14 protein-coding genes are annotated in these 16,225 nt (G+C 58.9%); 4 read left to right on the top strand and 10 right to left on the bottom strand.

Annotated features, from left to right (window positions below; genetic code table 11):
* Positions 1-44 precede the first annotated feature (44 nt).
* The gene (locus tag B30_RS21255) at positions 45-1,184 is read right to left on the bottom strand and encodes a Hint domain-containing protein (protein WP_232616888.1); all 1,140 of its coding nucleotides are present in this window, start codon (positions 1,182-1,184) and stop codon (positions 45-47) included.
* Between the two features lie 248 nt (positions 1,185-1,432).
* Between B30_RS21255 and B30_RS03920 the strand changes: the two genes are divergently transcribed.
* Positions 1,433-2,566: an aminotransferase class V-fold PLP-dependent enzyme gene (locus tag B30_RS03920; protein ID WP_009570716.1), complete on the top strand. Its 1,134-nt coding sequence runs from the start codon at positions 1,433-1,435 to the stop codon at positions 2,564-2,566.
* A gap of 86 nt (positions 2,567-2,652) precedes the next feature.
* Here the strand turns inward: B30_RS03920 and B30_RS03915 are convergent, their stop codons facing one another.
* The 3 genes from B30_RS03915 to B30_RS03905 all read right to left on the bottom strand — a co-directional run bounded on the left by B30_RS03915 (position 2,653) and on the right by B30_RS03905 (position 5,027).
* Complete coding sequence (locus B30_RS03915) at positions 2,653-3,882, bottom strand: FAD-dependent monooxygenase (RefSeq protein ID WP_009570715.1); 1,230 nt, start codon at positions 3,880-3,882, stop codon at positions 2,653-2,655.
* 122 nt (positions 3,883-4,004) lie between these two features.
* Complete coding sequence (locus B30_RS03910; RefSeq protein WP_009570714.1) at positions 4,005-4,220, bottom strand: hypothetical protein; 216 nt, start codon at positions 4,218-4,220, stop codon at positions 4,005-4,007.
* A gap of 153 nt (positions 4,221-4,373) precedes the next feature.
* A complete protein-coding gene (locus B30_RS03905) occupies positions 4,374-5,027 on the bottom strand; it encodes a pyrimidine 5'-nucleotidase (RefSeq protein WP_009570713.1) in 654 nt (217 codons plus the stop codon).
* 169 nt (positions 5,028-5,196) lie between these two features.
* Here B30_RS03905 and B30_RS03900 point away from each other — a divergent pair, with 169 nt between their 5' ends.
* The gene (locus tag B30_RS03900; protein ID WP_009570712.1) at positions 5,197-5,841 is read left to right on the top strand and encodes a GntR family transcriptional regulator; all 645 of its coding nucleotides are present in this window, start codon (positions 5,197-5,199) and stop codon (positions 5,839-5,841) included.
* A gap of 3 nt (positions 5,842-5,844) precedes the next feature.
* Here the strand turns inward: B30_RS03900 and B30_RS03895 are convergent, their stop codons facing one another.
* Together B30_RS03895 and carA are read right to left on the bottom strand one after the other, a co-directional pair.
* Positions 5,845-8,328 (bottom strand): glycosyltransferase family 2 protein, encoded by a 2,484-nt coding sequence (locus B30_RS03895; RefSeq protein WP_193217700.1) that lies wholly within the window; start codon positions 8,326-8,328, stop codon positions 5,845-5,847.
* Between the two features lie 238 nt (positions 8,329-8,566).
* The gene (gene carA, locus B30_RS03890; RefSeq protein ID WP_009570710.1) at positions 8,567-9,730 is read right to left on the bottom strand and encodes a glutamine-hydrolyzing carbamoyl-phosphate synthase small subunit; all 1,164 of its coding nucleotides are present in this window, start codon (positions 9,728-9,730) and stop codon (positions 8,567-8,569) included.
* A 198-nt stretch (positions 9,731-9,928) separates the two neighbouring features.
* Between carA and B30_RS03885 the strand changes: the two genes are divergently transcribed.
* Entirely contained in the window at positions 9,929-10,387 is a 459-nt protein-coding gene (locus B30_RS03885) for a GatB/YqeY domain-containing protein (protein ID WP_009570709.1), read from the top strand.
* Positions 10,388-10,444: 57 nt separating this feature from the next.
* Here the strand turns inward: B30_RS03885 and B30_RS03880 are convergent, their stop codons facing one another.
* The 4 genes from B30_RS03880 to lipB all read right to left on the bottom strand — a co-directional run bounded on the left by B30_RS03880 (position 10,445) and on the right by lipB (position 14,616).
* Positions 10,445-10,993 (bottom strand): DUF2244 domain-containing protein, encoded by a 549-nt coding sequence (locus tag B30_RS03880; RefSeq protein WP_009570708.1) that lies wholly within the window; start codon positions 10,991-10,993, stop codon positions 10,445-10,447.
* Between the two features lie 162 nt (positions 10,994-11,155).
* On the bottom strand, positions 11,156-12,847 hold the full coding sequence (locus tag B30_RS03875) for a cytochrome c oxidase subunit I (protein WP_009570707.1): 1,692 nt from the start codon (positions 12,845-12,847) through the stop codon (positions 11,156-11,158).
* A 328-nt stretch (positions 12,848-13,175) separates the two neighbouring features.
* A complete protein-coding gene (locus B30_RS03870; protein ID WP_009570706.1) occupies positions 13,176-13,736 on the bottom strand; it encodes a c-type cytochrome in 561 nt (186 codons plus the stop codon).
* Between the two features lie 118 nt (positions 13,737-13,854).
* The gene (gene lipB, locus B30_RS03865) at positions 13,855-14,616 is read right to left on the bottom strand and encodes a lipoyl(octanoyl) transferase LipB (protein WP_269771037.1); all 762 of its coding nucleotides are present in this window, start codon (positions 14,614-14,616) and stop codon (positions 13,855-13,857) included.
* A gap of 125 nt (positions 14,617-14,741) precedes the next feature.
* Here lipB and B30_RS03860 point away from each other — a divergent pair, with 125 nt between their 5' ends.
* A complete protein-coding gene (locus B30_RS03860) occupies positions 14,742-16,073 on the top strand; it encodes a peptidoglycan-binding domain-containing protein (RefSeq protein WP_009570704.1) in 1,332 nt (443 codons plus the stop codon).
* Positions 16,074-16,225: the final 152 nt, after the last annotated feature.

Raw genomic sequence — 16,225 nt, 5'->3', positions numbered from 1 at the left:
CTGTTGCCCTGCGTTCTAAACGCAGCCGCAGTCAGGGGCAAGTGTCAGCTCGCGTGTCGAAGCGCCTGCGCCTCCCATGCCTTTAATTCATAGCGCGAAAGCTCCGCCTGCTGCGCTCCGTGTTCGAATTCGGGAAACAGCATCAAAATTTCGGCCCGTGCCTCTGGCGCTACGGCCCCCAAGGCCTCTTGGCCGGGATAGAGGCTTTCGGTCGGGCAGCCCTCGGCAAAGATGATTTGATGGCTGTCAAACAGCATGTGGAAATACTCCACGGTGCCACCGGGCACGCAGCGGATCGTGTCATCATTGACCAAATGTTTCGCCGCCACCAAGACATCGCGTTCGCCAAACAGCATTTCGGCTTTGGGTCCTCGGATCATCATCCGGTGATTGGGCGAGACCGTGAGGTCGCGGAAATTGCCCAAAGCTCCGGCTTTGATGCGGATCGGGACGAGTGTGCCTGTGGCCTCGACGCGGCGCGATCCGATCCAGCGGATCGGTTGCGGCCCCTCATCGAGGGTATGCACAAGATCGCCCTCGCTCAGGGTCTCGATAAATTTTGGCCCCTCGGGCGTGTCAATCAACGTCCCGCGGGTCAAACAAATCGCGGCGGCAATTTCATTTTCGGCAAACAGGTTGTTGCCGGTGGTAAAGACCCCGTCGCCGACCTCGCTGCCTGCAATGGAGCCGTCTTCATTATAGTCGATGGCTTGCTCATGCGAGAGCCAAACCGGGTAGGCTTCGGATAAATCCACGCCCGGCGCCAAAAACAGATAGTCCAGATCCGGCGCGCCGGGGTCTGAGCTGACAAAGCCATCGGCGGGGAAATGCAGATAGGCATCGCCCATATTGTGCACGCTTGTGGAGACATCGCCGCTGCCTGTGTTGTTCCCCCAGCCCCATCCTCCGGTTTTTTCCAGCTCATAGGTGTATTTGGGGACGCCATTCACATAGTCGGCGGCATTGTCATAGACCTCGATCCCCATGATCTGGGTCTGGTTGTCAAACGTTCCGTCATGGTTGACCTTTTGCACGGTGAAAACGATCACGTCATCGTCGTCAAAAACGCTGTCGCCGCCGGTGATATAGGCCCCGTCATTGGCGTTTCCCCAAGGGTCCTGGGAATAGCCAATCGGATTGTTGACGAGGGAGGACCCCATCACAATTAGATTCTCTGTTGGCATGACTGCTCTGCCTGTCTGGTTTGGGTCTGTAACCCGGATCTGCCTCAATGCGCCGATGCGGTTTGAACCGCTTGTGTTTTCGCCCGTCCGGTGCTCTTTTTGGCCCGATCCGTGGCGTGACGCTTGGGCAAGTGTTGTTAACCTTAGGGCACTTGTCCAGACGTTTGTGCGCCCAGTCCCCGAACGGACAGCCAAATGTGTCGCTTTGGCACCGTTTGATATGATTGATATGACTTTAAGGAGGCATCATGCCCGCATTGCGCTCTGATATCGACCCCGATGGGTTGATGGAATTTTCCGTGGTCTTCACTGATCGCTCGCTCAACCACATGTCGAAAGCCTTTCAAACCGTGATGACCGACATCCACGCCACCCTGTGCGAGGTCTATCATGCCGACACCGCCGTGGTCGTTCCCGGCGGCGGCACCTATGCGATGGAGGCCGTGGCGCGCCAGATCGCCGGTGGTGAGGACGTGATGGTCATCCGCAACGGCTTCTTCTCCTTTCGCTGGAGCCAGATTTTTGACGCGGGCGCGATCCCGAAATCGCAGACCGTGCTCAAAGCCCGTCGCACCGGCAATGAGATCACCGCACCTTTCGCTCCCGCCCCATTGGAAGAGGCCGTGGCCGAAATTCACGCGCTCAAACCCGCCGCGGTCTTTGCCCCGCATGTGGAAACCGCCTCTGGTATGATTTTGCCGGATGGCTATATCCGCGCGCTGTCTGATGCGGTGCACGAAGAGGGCGGGCTGATGGTGCTCGACTGTATCGCCTCGGGCTGTGCCTGGGTCGACATGAAAGCGACCGGGGTGGATGTGTTGATCTCCGCGCCGCAAAAGGGTTGGTCGGCACAGCCTTCTGCCGGGTTGGTCATGCTGTCTGAGCGCGCCATCAAGGTGGTGAAATCGCGCCAATCCTCGTCTTTTGCGATTGATCTGGGCAAATGGTTGACCATCATGGAGGCCTATTTGGCGGGCGGTCACGCCTATCACGCGACGATGCCCACGGACGCGCTGCGCGCCTTTCGCGATGCCATGTTGGAGACCAAAGCCTACGGCTTTGCCAAACTGTCTGAGGCGCAATGGGAGCAGGGCCGCCGGGTGCGCGCCCTGTTGAGCGCGCGGGGCTTCAAATCGGTCGCCGCAGAAGGCGTTGAGGCGCCGGGCGTGGTGGTCTGTTACACCGATGATCCCGAGATTCAATCGGGCCGGGCCTTTGCGGCATTGGGGATGCAAATCGCCGCTGGCGTGCCGCTGCAATGCGATGAGGGGCCGGAGTATAAATCCTTCCGGTTGGGGCTGTTTGGTCTGGATAAGCTCTATGACGTGGATGCGTCTGTGGCCCGTCTTGAGGCGGCATTGGATGCGGTTTTGGCGAAATAAGCCTTTGGTATAAAATAAAAAACGGCGCGCCCTTGGAGAAAGGCGCGCCGTTTGAGTATTTGGATCACGGTAAAGGCGCGCGCGGGTTAAATCGGGCCAAGCCCCGCTTTCATCACGCCGTGACGCAGCGGTTTGACGTCATGCACGGCTTTCAGGCCCAACAGGCGCAGCGCTTGTAAGATGTCACTTTCCGAACGGGTGACGCGATTGAACAGATCGACCACTTTGGCGCGCGCGGTGATGTCGCGGTGGCGGGTTTTGGCGTAAGCGTCCAACATGACCTGTCCGCCCAAATCCGTGCGATGGGTCTCGGCCAGTGCCAAAAGTTCGCCCAGATCGTTGAGCGAGGTGTTCAGCCCCTGCGCCCCAATCGGTGGCAGCACATGTGCGGCCTCGGCGATCACCGCGACGCGTTCGCCCGACAGGCGTTCGGCCACTTGGGTGATGATCGGAAAGATCGCGCGCCCGGAGGCCAGGGTCAGTTGACCAAACAGCCCGGCCGAGCGGGTGGTCATCACCGCGTTGAACGCCTCAGGCTCCATGGCCAAAAGCTCGGTGGCATAGGGGCCCTTGTTCATCCAGACAATCGCCGAGGCAGGTTTGCCGTCGATGTCTGGCAAGGGCACCATGGTGAAAGGGCCGCCTTCGCGGTAAATTTCGGTCGAAACATTGTGATGCGGCAGATCATGCGTGGCGGTGAAGGCCAGCGACTTTTGGCCATAGCGCGTGGTTTTGACGCCAATCCCCGCCGCCTCACGCACCGGGGAATTGCGGCCATCGGCGGCAACGACCAATTTAGCGCGCACCTGTGTGCCATCGGCGAGGGTGACGATCGCCTCATTGGTGCGGGTGAGCATGGATTTAAACCCGGTGCCATAGCGCATGTCGACATTGGGGATGTTGGGCACGGCTTTCAAAAGCTCACGCCGGATCACCCAGTTGAGAAAATTCCAGCCAAACGGTTCATCGCCGGTCTCGCGGCCTTCGAACTGACGCTCGGCGCGGATGTCGGACGGTTGCCCTAACGTGTCGACGATGCGCAGCGCCTCAAGCGGTGTGGCGTAAGGGGCAAGCGCCTCCCAAATGCCAATCCGGGCAAAGAGATCGCGCGCGGGGCGTAAAAATGCGGTGGAGCGCAGATCGGATCGGTCCTCTGTGCCGCTGGTGATTGGCGGGGTCGGGTCGATCATCAGGGTTTTGAACCCGGAAGCGCCAAAGGCCGCCGCCGCGATCATCCCGGCGATGCCGCCGCCTGAGACCAAAACATCCACGGTTTCGCGGGGTGGAAACGAGGGGGATTGGGTCGGCATGATCATCTCCTTTGCGCCCGCTCTATGGGCATAGCCAAGAGATAGGCGCAAAGGCGGGGATTGTCCAAGGGACAGGCTGTCTCAGGGGAAACTCATGCGCCGCGCAGGAGGACGATTCATTTCGCCGCTTATTTGCCTGTGGTGAGCAAGATCAACACAACATAGATCACCGGAACCGTCGCCAGCGCGCTCACGCCAAGCACCCATGGGCCGATCGCGAACATGCCATAGACAATTGCCGCGATCACGACGAGCACGAAGAGCAAAAACAACAGGACGCCGCGTGGAGAGGCCACGCCGTCCTCGTGATGGGAGGAGGATTGATCAAGGATGGTATCAGACATGTGCGATCTCCGGGGTGCGCGCTGTGTTCAGCTGCGTTTTGAATGAAGCTGTCAGATAGGGCGCAGCGCAGATCAGGTCACGGTGGCGGGATGCCGCGCGGCATATGGGCGCAGGCAATGCCTGACACGGATCTCTTGACGCTTTGCGAGAATTCAGCCGACGAGCGCACGCAAAAAGGCCGACAGATTGTCGGTGTGGTGGTGAATATGGGGTGCGGGCGGATCAAGCGGCGTGGGGGCAACATAGACGGTCTTCATCCCCAGATCATGCGGGACTTTGAGGTTGCGCGGATCGTCTTCGAACATCGCCGCCGTGTTGGGGGCGACCCCATCGAGGGTCAGCACGGTGTCAAAGGCTTCGGCCAGAGGTTTGGGATGAAATTTGGCGTGTTCAATGCCGTAGACGGCGTTGAAAATCCCGGTCAACCCGCGCGCCTCCAACACCCGCTCGGCATAGGGGGCGGAGCCGTTGGTGTAAACGATTTTGCGTCCGGGCAGGGCGGTGATCGCCGCTTTGAGCTCGGCATCAAGCTGCAGGCCGGAAAAGTCGATGTCATGGACATAGGTGAGATAGGGCAGCGGGTCGGTGCCATGTTTGGCCATCATCCCCGAGAGGGTGGTGCCATAGTCACGCCAATACGCGCTGCGCAAGGCATTGGCCGCCTCTAAACTCACGCCCAATTCACGCGCCACCCAATCGGCCATTTTGACCTCGATCTGGGCAAAAAGCGCGGCCTCTGGCGGATAAAGCGTATTATCGAGGTCAAAGACCCATGTGTTCACGTGAGAAAATTGATCAGCTACCATGGCATCCTGTTAGGCTCAGTCTGCGCGGGGCGCAAGACGGGACATCCGCAAAGGTCGGGCGTGATATCGGCTTACGGGGCTAAAATGGGTGCCATGCGACGATGTTAGCGCTTGATCGTGGGGGGCAGGGCTGTCTATGGTCTCCCCCTGTTGACCTGAGAGGCACATGATGAAAGATCCGCGCGCTGGGCAAAAGGACGCTTATGGGCTGATCCTCGATGCCATCGACACCGGAGTGTATCGACCGGGGGACCGGCTTGTTGAAAGTGAGTTGGCCGACCGCTTTGGCGTCTCGCGTACTCCGATTCGTGAGGCGTTGCAGCGGTTGGAGACCCAATCCATGCTGACGCGGGATGGGCGCTCACTGATTGTGGCCTCATTGGATCACAATCAGATGGCGGATCTTTATGTGGTGCGCACCGAACTTGAGGGCCTTGCGGCCCGCCTTGCGGCGCGCCATGCCACCTCAGAAGAGGTGCGGGTGCTGCGTGATATGGTCGAAGAGGATCGCAGCTTGATCGGCAAACCCGACGCTATGTCACGGGCCAATCGCCGGTTTCACAAACAAATCCACCTTGCCTCGCACAACCGTTATCTGGTGCAACAGCTTGATCTGGTGCACCGCTCCATGGCCCTGCTCGCCACCACCTCTTTGGCCGCCGAAGGCCGGGGCGAGGAGGCGATCAAGGAACATGATCAGATCGTTTCCGCGATTGAAGCGCATGATGGTGACGCTGCGCATAAGGCGCTGTCTGAGCATATTTCAAAGGCCTTTGTGACCCGCTTGAAAATCGACGCCGATAAGGTGCGTTAACCCTCACGCCTCCTCCGGATCCCCAGAGGTTCCGCTCATACGACGTGGCTCTATGGCGGGCGTGGTTGGAAGGAACGCAGGCACCTCAACAAAGGCTGCCATATGCGCCCATTCGGGCGCGCCCGCTGAGTTGACCGGGATGCGGGGGGTCGGGTCTTTGATCTGATGCGGCAAGGCTAGGACGGTTTCGGTGTGATCTGGACGCACGGTTTCGGAGTCTGGCTTTGGGTCTGGCTTCGGTGCCGGGCGCAGACGTTCGGGGTCAAACGCCACCGCCGCCGCCTCCAACGCGCGCCGCAGCGCGGGGGTGTTGGAGGTGCCCTCAAAATCAAGCCCAAAGGTCAGACGCCGCCCCGGCCGGGGCACTGACCCCGACGCATCCTGTTCAAGGCGCTCAAACACAAAGGCTCTAGGAGCCTCCCCAAAGGCCCGGACGCGATCTGCACCGATCTCCTGGCTGTTTTGCCTGGGTTTGTCAGCGGGATAGAGGATCAGCGGGTGGGCGGATTTTTGCGGGGTGGCTGCACCCGATGCGCTCGCAGCGATGCGGTGCGCCGGGCCAAGCATCAAGGGCGCGGGATGGGGCATTGGGGACACCGGGCTGAGGGCTGCGGCGGTCTCCGCCTCATCTTCGTGAAAGCCCAGATCATGCACGCCATGGGCGGTTTTGTCCCAATAATAGGGCTTGGTCACCATCTCCCACAGCCCTTTGAGCGCAGCCAAAGTGGCCAGTGGATAATAGAAATGCAGCGTCGGCACCCAGGGCCAAAGCCATTTGTGTTTCGAGGTCGAGGTCGCCACCATGCCCACAGCGACCGTCACCACTTCGGACAGGAGGAAAGTTGCGCCCAAACCGACCAAGACATCATGGGGTAAAATCCCGCGTAATGGATGTGGCAGGCCCAAGGGGAAGAGCCAGAACGACCACAGAAACGGTGCCAGTACAAATTGCGACAAAGCGCCCAGAAACAGCGCCTGAACCCCGAAAAACCGCCATGCACCGAGGTCACGCCAGAGTTTTCGTGGATTTTGCATGTGCATTGCATAGGTCATCGCATAGCCTTTGAGCCAGCGGGAGCGCTGTTTGACCCAAGGCCAGAGGCGACAATTGGCCTCTTCCTCTGTCACCGTATGCAACAATTCGGTGCGGTAGCCGTGGCGCGCCAAGCGGATGCCCAAATCGGCATCCTCAGTCACGTTGTGCGCGTCCCATCCGCCCAGTTCCTCGATTGCCTCGCGGCGGAAAAACAAGGTGGTGCCGCCCAATGGGACGGCCAGCCCCATACGCTCATAGCCCGGCAAAATCACCCGAAACCATGTCGCATATTCGACGGTGAAACAGCGCGACAACCAATTGGTGCGGGCGTTGTAAAAGTCCAGAATGCCCTGAACACAGGCGACCTCTGGTCCGGTTTGGGCGAAATGGGCGACGACCTTATGAATCTGTTCTGGCTCGGGCGCGTCCTCGGCGTCATAGATGCCAATGATCGAGCCACGACAGAAATCGAGGGCAAAATTCATCGCCCGTGGTTTGGTTTTCACCCCGCCGCGCGGCACGATGATCTGCCGCATCCAACGCGGCAAATCCGTGCTGGCAATGGCCTCTTGGGTGACGGTGTCATCCTCTTCGACCACAAGGCAAATATCCAAAAGCTCGCGTGGATAGCTCAGCCGCGACACCCGTTTGATCAGCCGGGTCGCGACCTCGCGCTCTTTGAACAGGGGCAACATGATTGACACGGTTGGCAGGGCGGTTCTGGTGCGGCGACTGCTAAACGTGCTTTGCCGGGTGCGCGCAGTGCTGGCCTGAGCAAAAGCGGCAGCGATTTTGAGGCCGGTGGAGACGACGAGGGTCAACACCGCCCATGAGGTCAACAGGATCGCAGCGCTTATCGGTGATAAAAGCGCCAGAATGAGTCCCAAAACCGCCAAAGACGACACCATCCGCGTCAGTTTGCGGATGTCCATTTCGCGACAGCTTTCATGCGCCGCCACGCGGGTTTCGGCGCAGAGCGCAAGTTTGCGTTGGCGCGAACGCAACAGCGCCTCATGCATCGCGGTTTCCGAGGTCACGGCCATCCGCACCGGACCAAACAGCGCGCTCAGACGCGGGCGCAGGTCTTCGAATTGTTCGGGGCGGCACGAGGCGATGATCACCGTTCCGCCGACCTGACGCCATGGCAAAAGCCCGCGGCGCAGACATTCATCCGCCCCAAGAATATCAATCAGGCGCACGTCTGGTGCGGTTTTATCAAAATCTGCGACGATGGCGTGGTGTTGCTGGGCCAGGGCGCGGTAGAGCGTGGCTTCTTCGACCATGCCATGCGCCAAAAGAATATCGCCGATGCGCGCATCTTCGCGTTGGCGCATGGCGGCGGCGCGGATCAGATCGCCGGGATCGACCGCCCCCATATCGACAAGGATTTGTCCGATCGGTCTGCGTGTGGGTTTATGGGGACCATGGCGGGGCGCGTCAGATCCCGGCACGGTCGCATTCTCTGGCGCCGTGTGGAGTTTTGTGTTTGAAAAAAGCGGATGTCTGACAAAGGACATCTAAATATTCATCCTGACGCAACTGTCCCAATGGCTCGGGTTTACCCCCAGACCTTTGCGGACAAGTTTGATCAGGCAAGGTTAATAAGGCGTTAACCAGGACTTTACATGTGGTAAATAAACGCAAAAAGGCGGGGAGAACCCCGCCTTTCCGTGACATAATCTGGTTGGATCAGGCGCCAGCGCGTGCCGCCATTGCTGCCGCAAACCGTTCAAACAGATAGTAGCTGTCCATCGGGCCGGGGCTGGCTTCGGGGTGATATTGCACCGAAAAGATCGGCTTGTCCTCGACCGCGATGCCACAATTCGAGCCATCAAACAGCGACACATGGGTCTCTTTCACGCCTTTGGGCAGGCTTTGCGCATCCACCGTAAAGCCATGGTTCATCGAGGTGATTTCAACCTTACCGGTGTCGAGATCCTTCACCGGATGGTTGGCACCATGGTGGCCGTGGTTCATTTTGATCGTCTTGGCGCCCAGAGCCAGAGCCAACATTTGGTGGCCCAAACAGATGCCAAACACCGGCAGATCGGCGTCCAAAACGCCTTTGATCATCGGCACGGCGTAGGCGCCCGTGGCCGCCGGATCGCCGGGGCCGTTGGACAGGAACACACCGTCGGGCGCATGGGCCAAGACCTCTTCCGCAGTGGCGGAAGCGGGCAGAACGGTGACGTCGCAGCCCGCCGAGGCCAAGCACCGCAGGATGTTGCGTTTCGCGCCGAAATCAATCGCCACGACCTTAAAGCCTTTACCTTCCCGTTTCGGAAAGCCATCCGGCCACGCCCACCGCATTTCGTCCCATTGATAGGACTGCGCGCAGGTGACGTCTTTGGCCAGATCAAGCCCGACGAGGCCAGAAAAGGCGCGAGCCTGTTTGACCAGCGCTTCGATGTCGAAATTGCCCGCGGGATCGTGCGCAAAGGCAACATGCGGCGCGCCTTGTTGGCGGATGGCGCGGGTCAGGCGGCGGGTGTCGATCCCGCCCATGCCGATGCGACCGCGTTTTTCAAGCCAAGGACCAAGTTCCTCTTGAGCGCGCCAGTTCGATGGCTCGGTCGGGTCCCATTTGACGATCATGCCCGCGGCAACCGGGTCGGCGGTTTCGTCATCCTCGGCGTTGACGCCGGTGTTGCCGACATGCGGGAAGGTGAAGGTGACGATCTGACCGGCGTAAGACGGGTCGGTCATGATCTCTTGGTAGCCCGTCATGGCGGTGTTGAAACACAGCTCTGCGGTGGTGGTTCCGGTCGCCCCGAACCCCTTACCGTAGAAGAGTGTGCCATCGGCCAAAGCCAGACACGCGGTTGGTTTCTCGGACGACTGAGCGGATGCCATGGCACGACTCTCCTGATGTGGGCAAAATTCACCGGAACCTAAGGAAAGGGACAGGCGGCGTCAAGGTCGGGTGATGGATTTTCAGTCACTTTATGTAACGTAGCGTTTTCAATGGGTTATGGAAATTATCAACGGTTGAGAACGGATGCGTCTTTCGCTATGTTGTCCACTTGCGACATCATGAGGGATGAGGCCCATATGGATATGCGAAACCGGCTCAATGCGGCATTGAAAACGGCGATGAAAGACAAGGACAGCGAACGCTTGTCCACCTTGCGTCTGATCAATGCGGCCATCAAGGATCGCGAAATTGCGGCTCGGGGTGAGGGCAAAGAAGAAAGCGTGTCTGACGCGGATGTGCTTGGTATTCTTGGCAAAATGGTCAAGCAACGCCAAGAGAGCGCGAAAGCGTTTGAAGAAGGCGCGCGACTTGAATTGGCGGAAAAAGAACGTTCCGAGATCACTGTGATCGAAGAGTTTTTGCCGCGTCAATTGTCAGAGAGTGAGGTGGCTCAGGCCATCTCTGATGCCATTTCTGAGACCAGCGCGGAGAGTATCCGCGACATGGGCAAGGTGATGGGGGCTCTGAAAACGAAATACACCGGCCAGATGGATTTTGGCGCGGTGGGTGCACAGATCAAAGCCAAATTGGGGTAACCCCTGAGGCTCTGTCTTTGAAAAGGCCGCTCTTTTGGGCGGCCTTTTTCGTTTGGCTTATGATGTGTCGCGTGATCCGTCCTTGAGTTGCCCTAAAACCAGCGCAAGATCATCGCGCAGGCGCGCGCGTTCTTCGGGCGTCAAAAATGCGCCAAGTTCCACTTCGCGCGTCTGTGCCGGGCCACCGCCCTTCAGCGTCAGGTATTGTTCGACCTTCCCCTCCGTCGGGTGCAACGACAGTTTCACCCAATAGGGGTTCGCCTCCCAGGTCATCGCTTTGCCCTTGGCGGGCCAATGGGTCAGCGCGATGCGATCCGGCCAGATCAAAAGCTCTTCGCGCAGATGATCGCGATCTGACCGCCTCAGCGCCAGCCAAAGGGCCGCCAGAGCGGTCATCATAAAGATGAGCAAAATCCAAAATGCAACTGTCCCGATAAAGGGTACGACCGGGACCAAACCGCCGAAAAACATCAGCCAAATCGTGGCGGAAAAGCCTTTGCCCTTGAGGCTACGATGCGGCCACAGATCAAGCCGCACCAAAGGCGCATCATTGGCGGCGGCCTGCTGCGGCAGGCGGTGATGGTCCGGGGTCCATTGATAGGGCATGTGCATTTCTTATGTGTGTTTTGGCCAGTCTATGCGGCAAGGCGCGGCCTGCAAAGCCCCCTGATGTGTGGCTTCCACGGTCTTTCCCGCGATGCAAATCCTCAAAGAAAAAGGCCCCACCGAGGAGGTGGGGCCTTTGTTATTTTGATCCGTCAGATCCGCTTAGTGCGAATGCTGGTGATCCCAGTCTTCCTGCTTCGGGAGCGTTTCAAACGTATGCTCCGGCGGCGGGCAGGGCAGGGTCCACTCAAGCGTGTCTGCGTATTCGTTCCAGTAGTTGTTCTGGGTCACGCGGCGACCGGCCAGCAGGGTGTAGAATACGATGCCGATGAACAACAGGAAGGAAGCGAAGGACAAGAGCGCGCCGTAGGACGAGATTTTGTTCCAGTAAGCGAAGGCTTCCGGGTAGTCGATGTAACGACGCGGCATGCCCTGACGACCCAAGAAGTGCTGTGGGAAGAAGGTCAGGTTGACGCCAATGAAGAACATCCAGAAGTGCAGCTTGCCGGCCCATTCCGGGTACTGACGCCCGGACATTTTGCCGATGTAGAAGTAAATCCCGGCAAAGATGGTGAATGCTGCTCCCATCGACATGGTGTAGTGGAAGTGCGCCACGACGTAGTAGGTGTCATGGTAGGCGCGGTCGATGCCAGCCTGCGACAGGACGATGCCGGTCACGCCGCCGATGGTGAAGAGGATCAAGAACCCGAAGGCAAAGAGCATCGGTGTTTTGAACTCAATCGAGCCGCCCCACATGGTTGCGATCCAAGAGAAGATTTTCACCCCTGTCGGCACCGCGATGACCATGGTGGCCATCATGAAGTAGGACTGCTGCGTCAGCGACAGACCAACCGTGTACATGTGGTGTGCCCAAACAACAAAGCCCAAAACCCCAATCGCGATCAGCGCCCAAACCATCGGAAGGTAGCCAAACACGGCTTTCTTCGAGAAGGTTGCGATGATGTGGGAGACCAGACCAAAGCCCGGCAGAACCACGATGTACACTTCGGGGTGACCGAAGAACCACAGGATGTGCTGGTACAGGATCGGATCGCCGCCACCGCCCGGTTGGAAGAAGGAGGTGCCAAAGTTACGGTCTGTGAGCAACATGGTGATTGCGCCCGCCAAAACCGGCAAGGACAACAGGATCAGCCAGGAGGTGACAAAGATCGACCAGGCAAACAGCGGCACTTTGAACATGGTCATGCCCGGTGCGCGCATGTTGAGCATGGTGGTGATCATGTTGATCGCGCCCAAGATCGAGGAGGCACCAGAAACGTGAACCGCGAAGATCGCGAGGTCCATGGAATAGCCGCCCTCATTGGTGGAGAGCGGCGGGTAAAGCACCCAACCGACGCCAGAGCCAAGCTGGCCATTGCCACCCGGTGCAAAAAGCGACGCGATCCCCAAAGCCACACCACAGACATAGAGCCAGTAGGACAGGTTGTTCAGGCGCGGGAAGGCCATGTCCGGGGCACCGATTTGCAGCGGCATGAAATAGTTGCCGAAACCGCCAAACAGCGCCGGAATCACCACGAAGAACATCATCAAGACACCGTGGTAGGTGATCATGACGTTCCAAAGGTGGCCGTTGGGCGCACAGTTTTCGGCACCAAAGCCCGAAATCAGTCGCGCGGCGGCTTCGCCGGATTCGTTGAGGCACATGAACTGAACCCCCGGATCCATGAGCTCAAGGCGCATGTAAACGGTGAAACAGACGGAAATGAACCCCACCACGGCAGCCGTGAAGAGGTACAGAATCCCAATGTCTTTGTGGTTTGTAGACAGGAACCAGCGGGTGAAAAAGCCCCGGTTGTCCCCATGTTCGTGGCCGTGGATGGCTGCGTCTGCCATGCGGTCCTCCCGATTTGTGCGTGGTCTATGCGTGTATGCGTCACATCCGCCGGTTCCCTTAGCGGGGAGTCTTGGGGCGGAATTACCGTATGTTTTAGAGGGTCACGAACCCGAGAGCAATCAGTCAACGCGTTTTGAAGACAGAAAAATGCGTGAGGTGAGGGAGATGGGCTATAATCTGGCTTTGCGGTTGGGGTCGGGGGCATGGTTTGGGCGTGCTTGCGGATTGGTTTGTGGTTGCGATCCGGGCACATGTTGCCCATCCCCCAACCAAAAACGCCGCCCCAAAAAGGAGCGGCGTTTGATCTTGTCGCGAGCAAAGGCTCGATCAGTTGGACGCGCCAGACTGAGTGTGTTCACCTTCTTGTTTCTGCTCGCCCTCTTGGTTGTGCTCCTGACCCTTGGTCTCATCCATGTCATCGTCCATGGTCTCAGTGGCCTCAGAGCCTTCGTCAGATGCACCCTCATCGGACATCGTCGAGAAGGTGGCCAGAAAAGCGACCACGTTGGTGCCATCTTTCAGTTTAAAGGTCATTTTCGAACGACCCGAGCCACCATGGGTGTCGATATAGGCGGTCGGATCGGCGACGTATTCGATCAAAGACGCTTCGTCCCAAACCTTGCCTGTCGCGCCCACGGCCAAGATGCCGTCGCCATATTTGAAGCCCTCGTAGGAGGCAACCGGACGACCAACCACGCCGTACAGGTTCGGGCCGGTTTTGCCGCCTTTGATGATGGTTTCATCGGCGCTTGCAATCATGTGGCAGGATTTGCATTTGTTGAACTCTTTCGCGCCGGCTTCCGCATCACCGGCGAAAGCGGCGGCGGAGGTTGCCATCAGGGCGGCGGCTGTGAGGGCAAAAAGTTTGGTCCCGGAAAGTTTGGTCATAGGGTTGTGTCTCCCGACTGATTCATGTGTCCAGTGGTCACAATAGCGCGTCTGGGCCGCTGTGCCAGTCCAGTATTGTCGCACCTTCGACCAATGTCGCATCCTGCGCCATATGGGCTTAGTCGCCAAAAACCTCAGAAAAGGCGCGTTTCAGGGCGACATCCACGTCTTCCATCGTCACCGGCAAGCCCAGATCGACCAGAGAGGTCACGCCGTGTTCGCGGATGCCACAGGGCACGATGCCGTCGAAATGGCTCAAATCCGGGTCGACATTGATCGACAGCCCGTGAAAGGACACCCATTTGCGAATCCGCAATCCGATGGCCGCGATCTTGTCTTCGGGTTTTTGGCCGGTGAGGGTCAGGGGCTTGTCCTCGCGCACCACCCAAACGCCGACACGGCCCTCGCGGATTTCGCCCGTGACGTTGAATTCGGCCAAAGCGGCGATCACCCAAGCCTCCATATTGGCGACGAATTTACGCACATCTTTGCCGCGTGTGTTAAGATCGAGCATCGCATAGGCCACCCGCTGACCCGGACCGTGATAGGTGTATTGTCCGCCGCGCCTTGTGTCATAGACCGGGAAACGGTCCGGATCGACCAAATCCTCTCGCTTGGCGGAGCTGCCTGCGGTGTACAAAGGCGGATGTTCCAACAGCCAAATCAACTCGTCCGCCTCTCCGCGCGCGATGGCATCGGCGCGCGCTTCCATTTCAGTGGCTGCGAACATGTAATCGGTCAACCCGTCTGAAATGCGCCATTCCACCATGTCTCTATCCTTCGCGCCTGACTGTGTGTCTGGGGGTCTGCGTCCGGGTTTATCTTGTGCGGCAGGGACAGAAAAGGGGCGGCAGGGGGAAACTCGTGTTTTGCTTACGATTTGCTAACCCGGAATATGCAATGAAGGCGCTGCGGGAATGCGGCGGCGAATAAATCCTTTGGATCACGAAAGCGTGTGCTATCCTAACAGGAGTTTAGTGAGTCATTTGGCGGGGAGGGACCAGTATGTCCAAACACAAAGCTTTCAAACATTTTGTATCGGCGGCGCTTGCGGCTGGGATGATGCTGGGCACAACGACGCGTGTTCAGGCCGATGGTGGCGATTTTATTGCCGGTGCGGTGATCGGAGGGCTGCTTGGCGCGGCCAGTCAGCAACCGAAAAAGAAAACCAGTACCACAACCTATTCCCGCCCTCGTTTGCCTTCGACGCAAGAGGGCAAAGAAATTCAGGCGTCGCTCAATTATTTCGGCTTTAATGCGGGCACCGTCGATGGCCAGCTTGGTAAAAAGACCCGCGATGCTGTGTCCGCCTATCAGGTCTATCTTGGCTATCCGGTCACCGGCCAGTTGTCGCCTTTTGAGCAGGAGCTTTTGATCTCGTCGTACAATCGCGCGCAAGCGGGTGGCTATCAAACCACACAACTTGTGGCCTCCAATCCTGAAGGCACGCGCGGTTTGTTGAAAATGTACCGCTCTGAAATGGCTTCGGGCGGGGCAGGGGGCGCGACGATGGCAACTGTGCCCGGCACCGCCGCTGTGGTGAACCCGGTCATGCCTGCGCCGCAAGCGCCCGCTGCTGCTGCGGCCACCCTGCCGAGTTTCGCGGCGGCGACGCCGGAGCCGAGCATGCCCAGCTTCCTTGGTGCGGGCACGCAGGTGTCGCTGGCGTCGCATTGCAACAAGGTCAGCCTGTTGACCAATTCCAATGGCGGGTTCGTCACCGAGGCCTCCATGGTGGATGCCAATCAGGCCTTGAACGAACAGTTTTGCTTGGCGCGCACCTATGCGATTTCGCAGGGCGAGGAGATGATTTCCAAGGTTCAGGGCTTTACCCCGGACCAAATCGCCGCCCAATGCGAAGGTCTCGCCCCACCGATGGCGGCGCAGGTCGCGGCCCTCTCGATCAAGCCGCGTGATGCGGTCTTGGCGGAGACCTCGAATTTCGTGCTGAATTCCGGCATGTCTCCGGCGCAACTGGCGGGAACGGCGAAAATCTGTCTCTCCGTGGGCTACCGCACCGATAATATGGATGTGGCTTTGGCCTCGTCTCTGATGTTGGTGGCTGTGGGCGAACGCGCCTATGGCGAACTTTTGGGCCATCACCTGAGCCAAGGCGTCGGTGTCACCCAGCGGCCCGATCTGGCGCAGGCGTGGTATGAGGATACGCTCACAGCCCTGGCAACGGGCGTGCCCGCGGTCTTCGCGCCAGGGCAGGCGGAGCGTGCGGGTCTGTTGCGCAAAGCGTCGATGTCTTTGAACGGTGGTGCGAGTGCGGCCCCGGCTCCGGTGGTTCCGGCCTCTGGTCCCGCTTTGCCCGCGTTTTCGATTACAGAATAGGCCCCCCAATCACGGCAGGCTCTCTGTCTTGAAAGGTCGTCCGGCGGGCGGCCTTTTTTGTAACGCCGTCGCCTGTGTTGTCGGGGCCTGTCCCGCCGACACGCGTCGTTGCGCCGCCTGAGACCAGCGTTTTTCACGCGATTTGTGCGCCA

Origin of the sequence: Celeribacter baekdonensis B30 (assembly GCF_000299875.1) — a bacterium.
In the GTDB taxonomy this organism is placed as follows: Bacteria; Pseudomonadota; Alphaproteobacteria; order Rhodobacterales; family Rhodobacteraceae; genus Celeribacter; species Celeribacter baekdonensis_A.
The sequence above is the reverse complement of the archived record's forward strand: the minus strand, read 5'-3'. Positions and strand labels throughout refer to the sequence as shown.

Excerpts from the sequence above, each read along its gene's own strand:
- B30_RS03915 (WP_009570715.1), bottom strand. The coding sequence starts at position 3,882 with ATGATCATGCCGACCCAATCCCCCTCGTTTCCACCCCGCGAAACCGTG.
- B30_RS03860 (WP_009570704.1), top strand. The coding sequence starts at position 14,742 with ATGTCCAAACACAAAGCTTTCAAACATTTTGTATCGGCGGCGCTTGCG.
- B30_RS21255 (WP_232616888.1), bottom strand. The coding sequence starts at position 1,184 with ATGCCAACAGAGAATCTAATTGTGATGGGGTCCTCCCTCGTCAACAAT.
- carA (WP_009570710.1), bottom strand. The coding sequence starts at position 9,730 with ATGGCATCCGCTCAGTCGTCCGAGAAACCAACCGCGTGTCTGGCTTTG.
- B30_RS03905 (WP_009570713.1), bottom strand. The coding sequence starts at position 5,027 with ATGGTAGCTGATCAATTTTCTCACGTGAACACATGGGTCTTTGACCTC.
- B30_RS03875 (WP_009570707.1), bottom strand. The coding sequence starts at position 12,847 with ATGGCAGACGCAGCCATCCACGGCCACGAACATGGGGACAACCGGGGC.
- B30_RS03920 (WP_009570716.1), top strand. The coding sequence starts at position 1,433 with ATGCCCGCATTGCGCTCTGATATCGACCCCGATGGGTTGATGGAATTT.
- B30_RS03880 (WP_009570708.1), bottom strand. The coding sequence starts at position 10,993 with ATGCCCTATCAATGGACCCCGGACCATCACCGCCTGCCGCAGCAGGCC.
- B30_RS03885 (WP_009570709.1), top strand. The coding sequence starts at position 9,929 with ATGGATATGCGAAACCGGCTCAATGCGGCATTGAAAACGGCGATGAAA.
- B30_RS03900 (WP_009570712.1), top strand. The coding sequence starts at position 5,197 with ATGAAAGATCCGCGCGCTGGGCAAAAGGACGCTTATGGGCTGATCCTC.
- B30_RS03870 (WP_009570706.1), bottom strand. The coding sequence starts at position 13,736 with ATGACCAAACTTTCCGGGACCAAACTTTTTGCCCTCACAGCCGCCGCC.
- B30_RS03910 (WP_009570714.1), bottom strand. The coding sequence starts at position 4,220 with ATGTCTGATACCATCCTTGATCAATCCTCCTCCCATCACGAGGACGGC.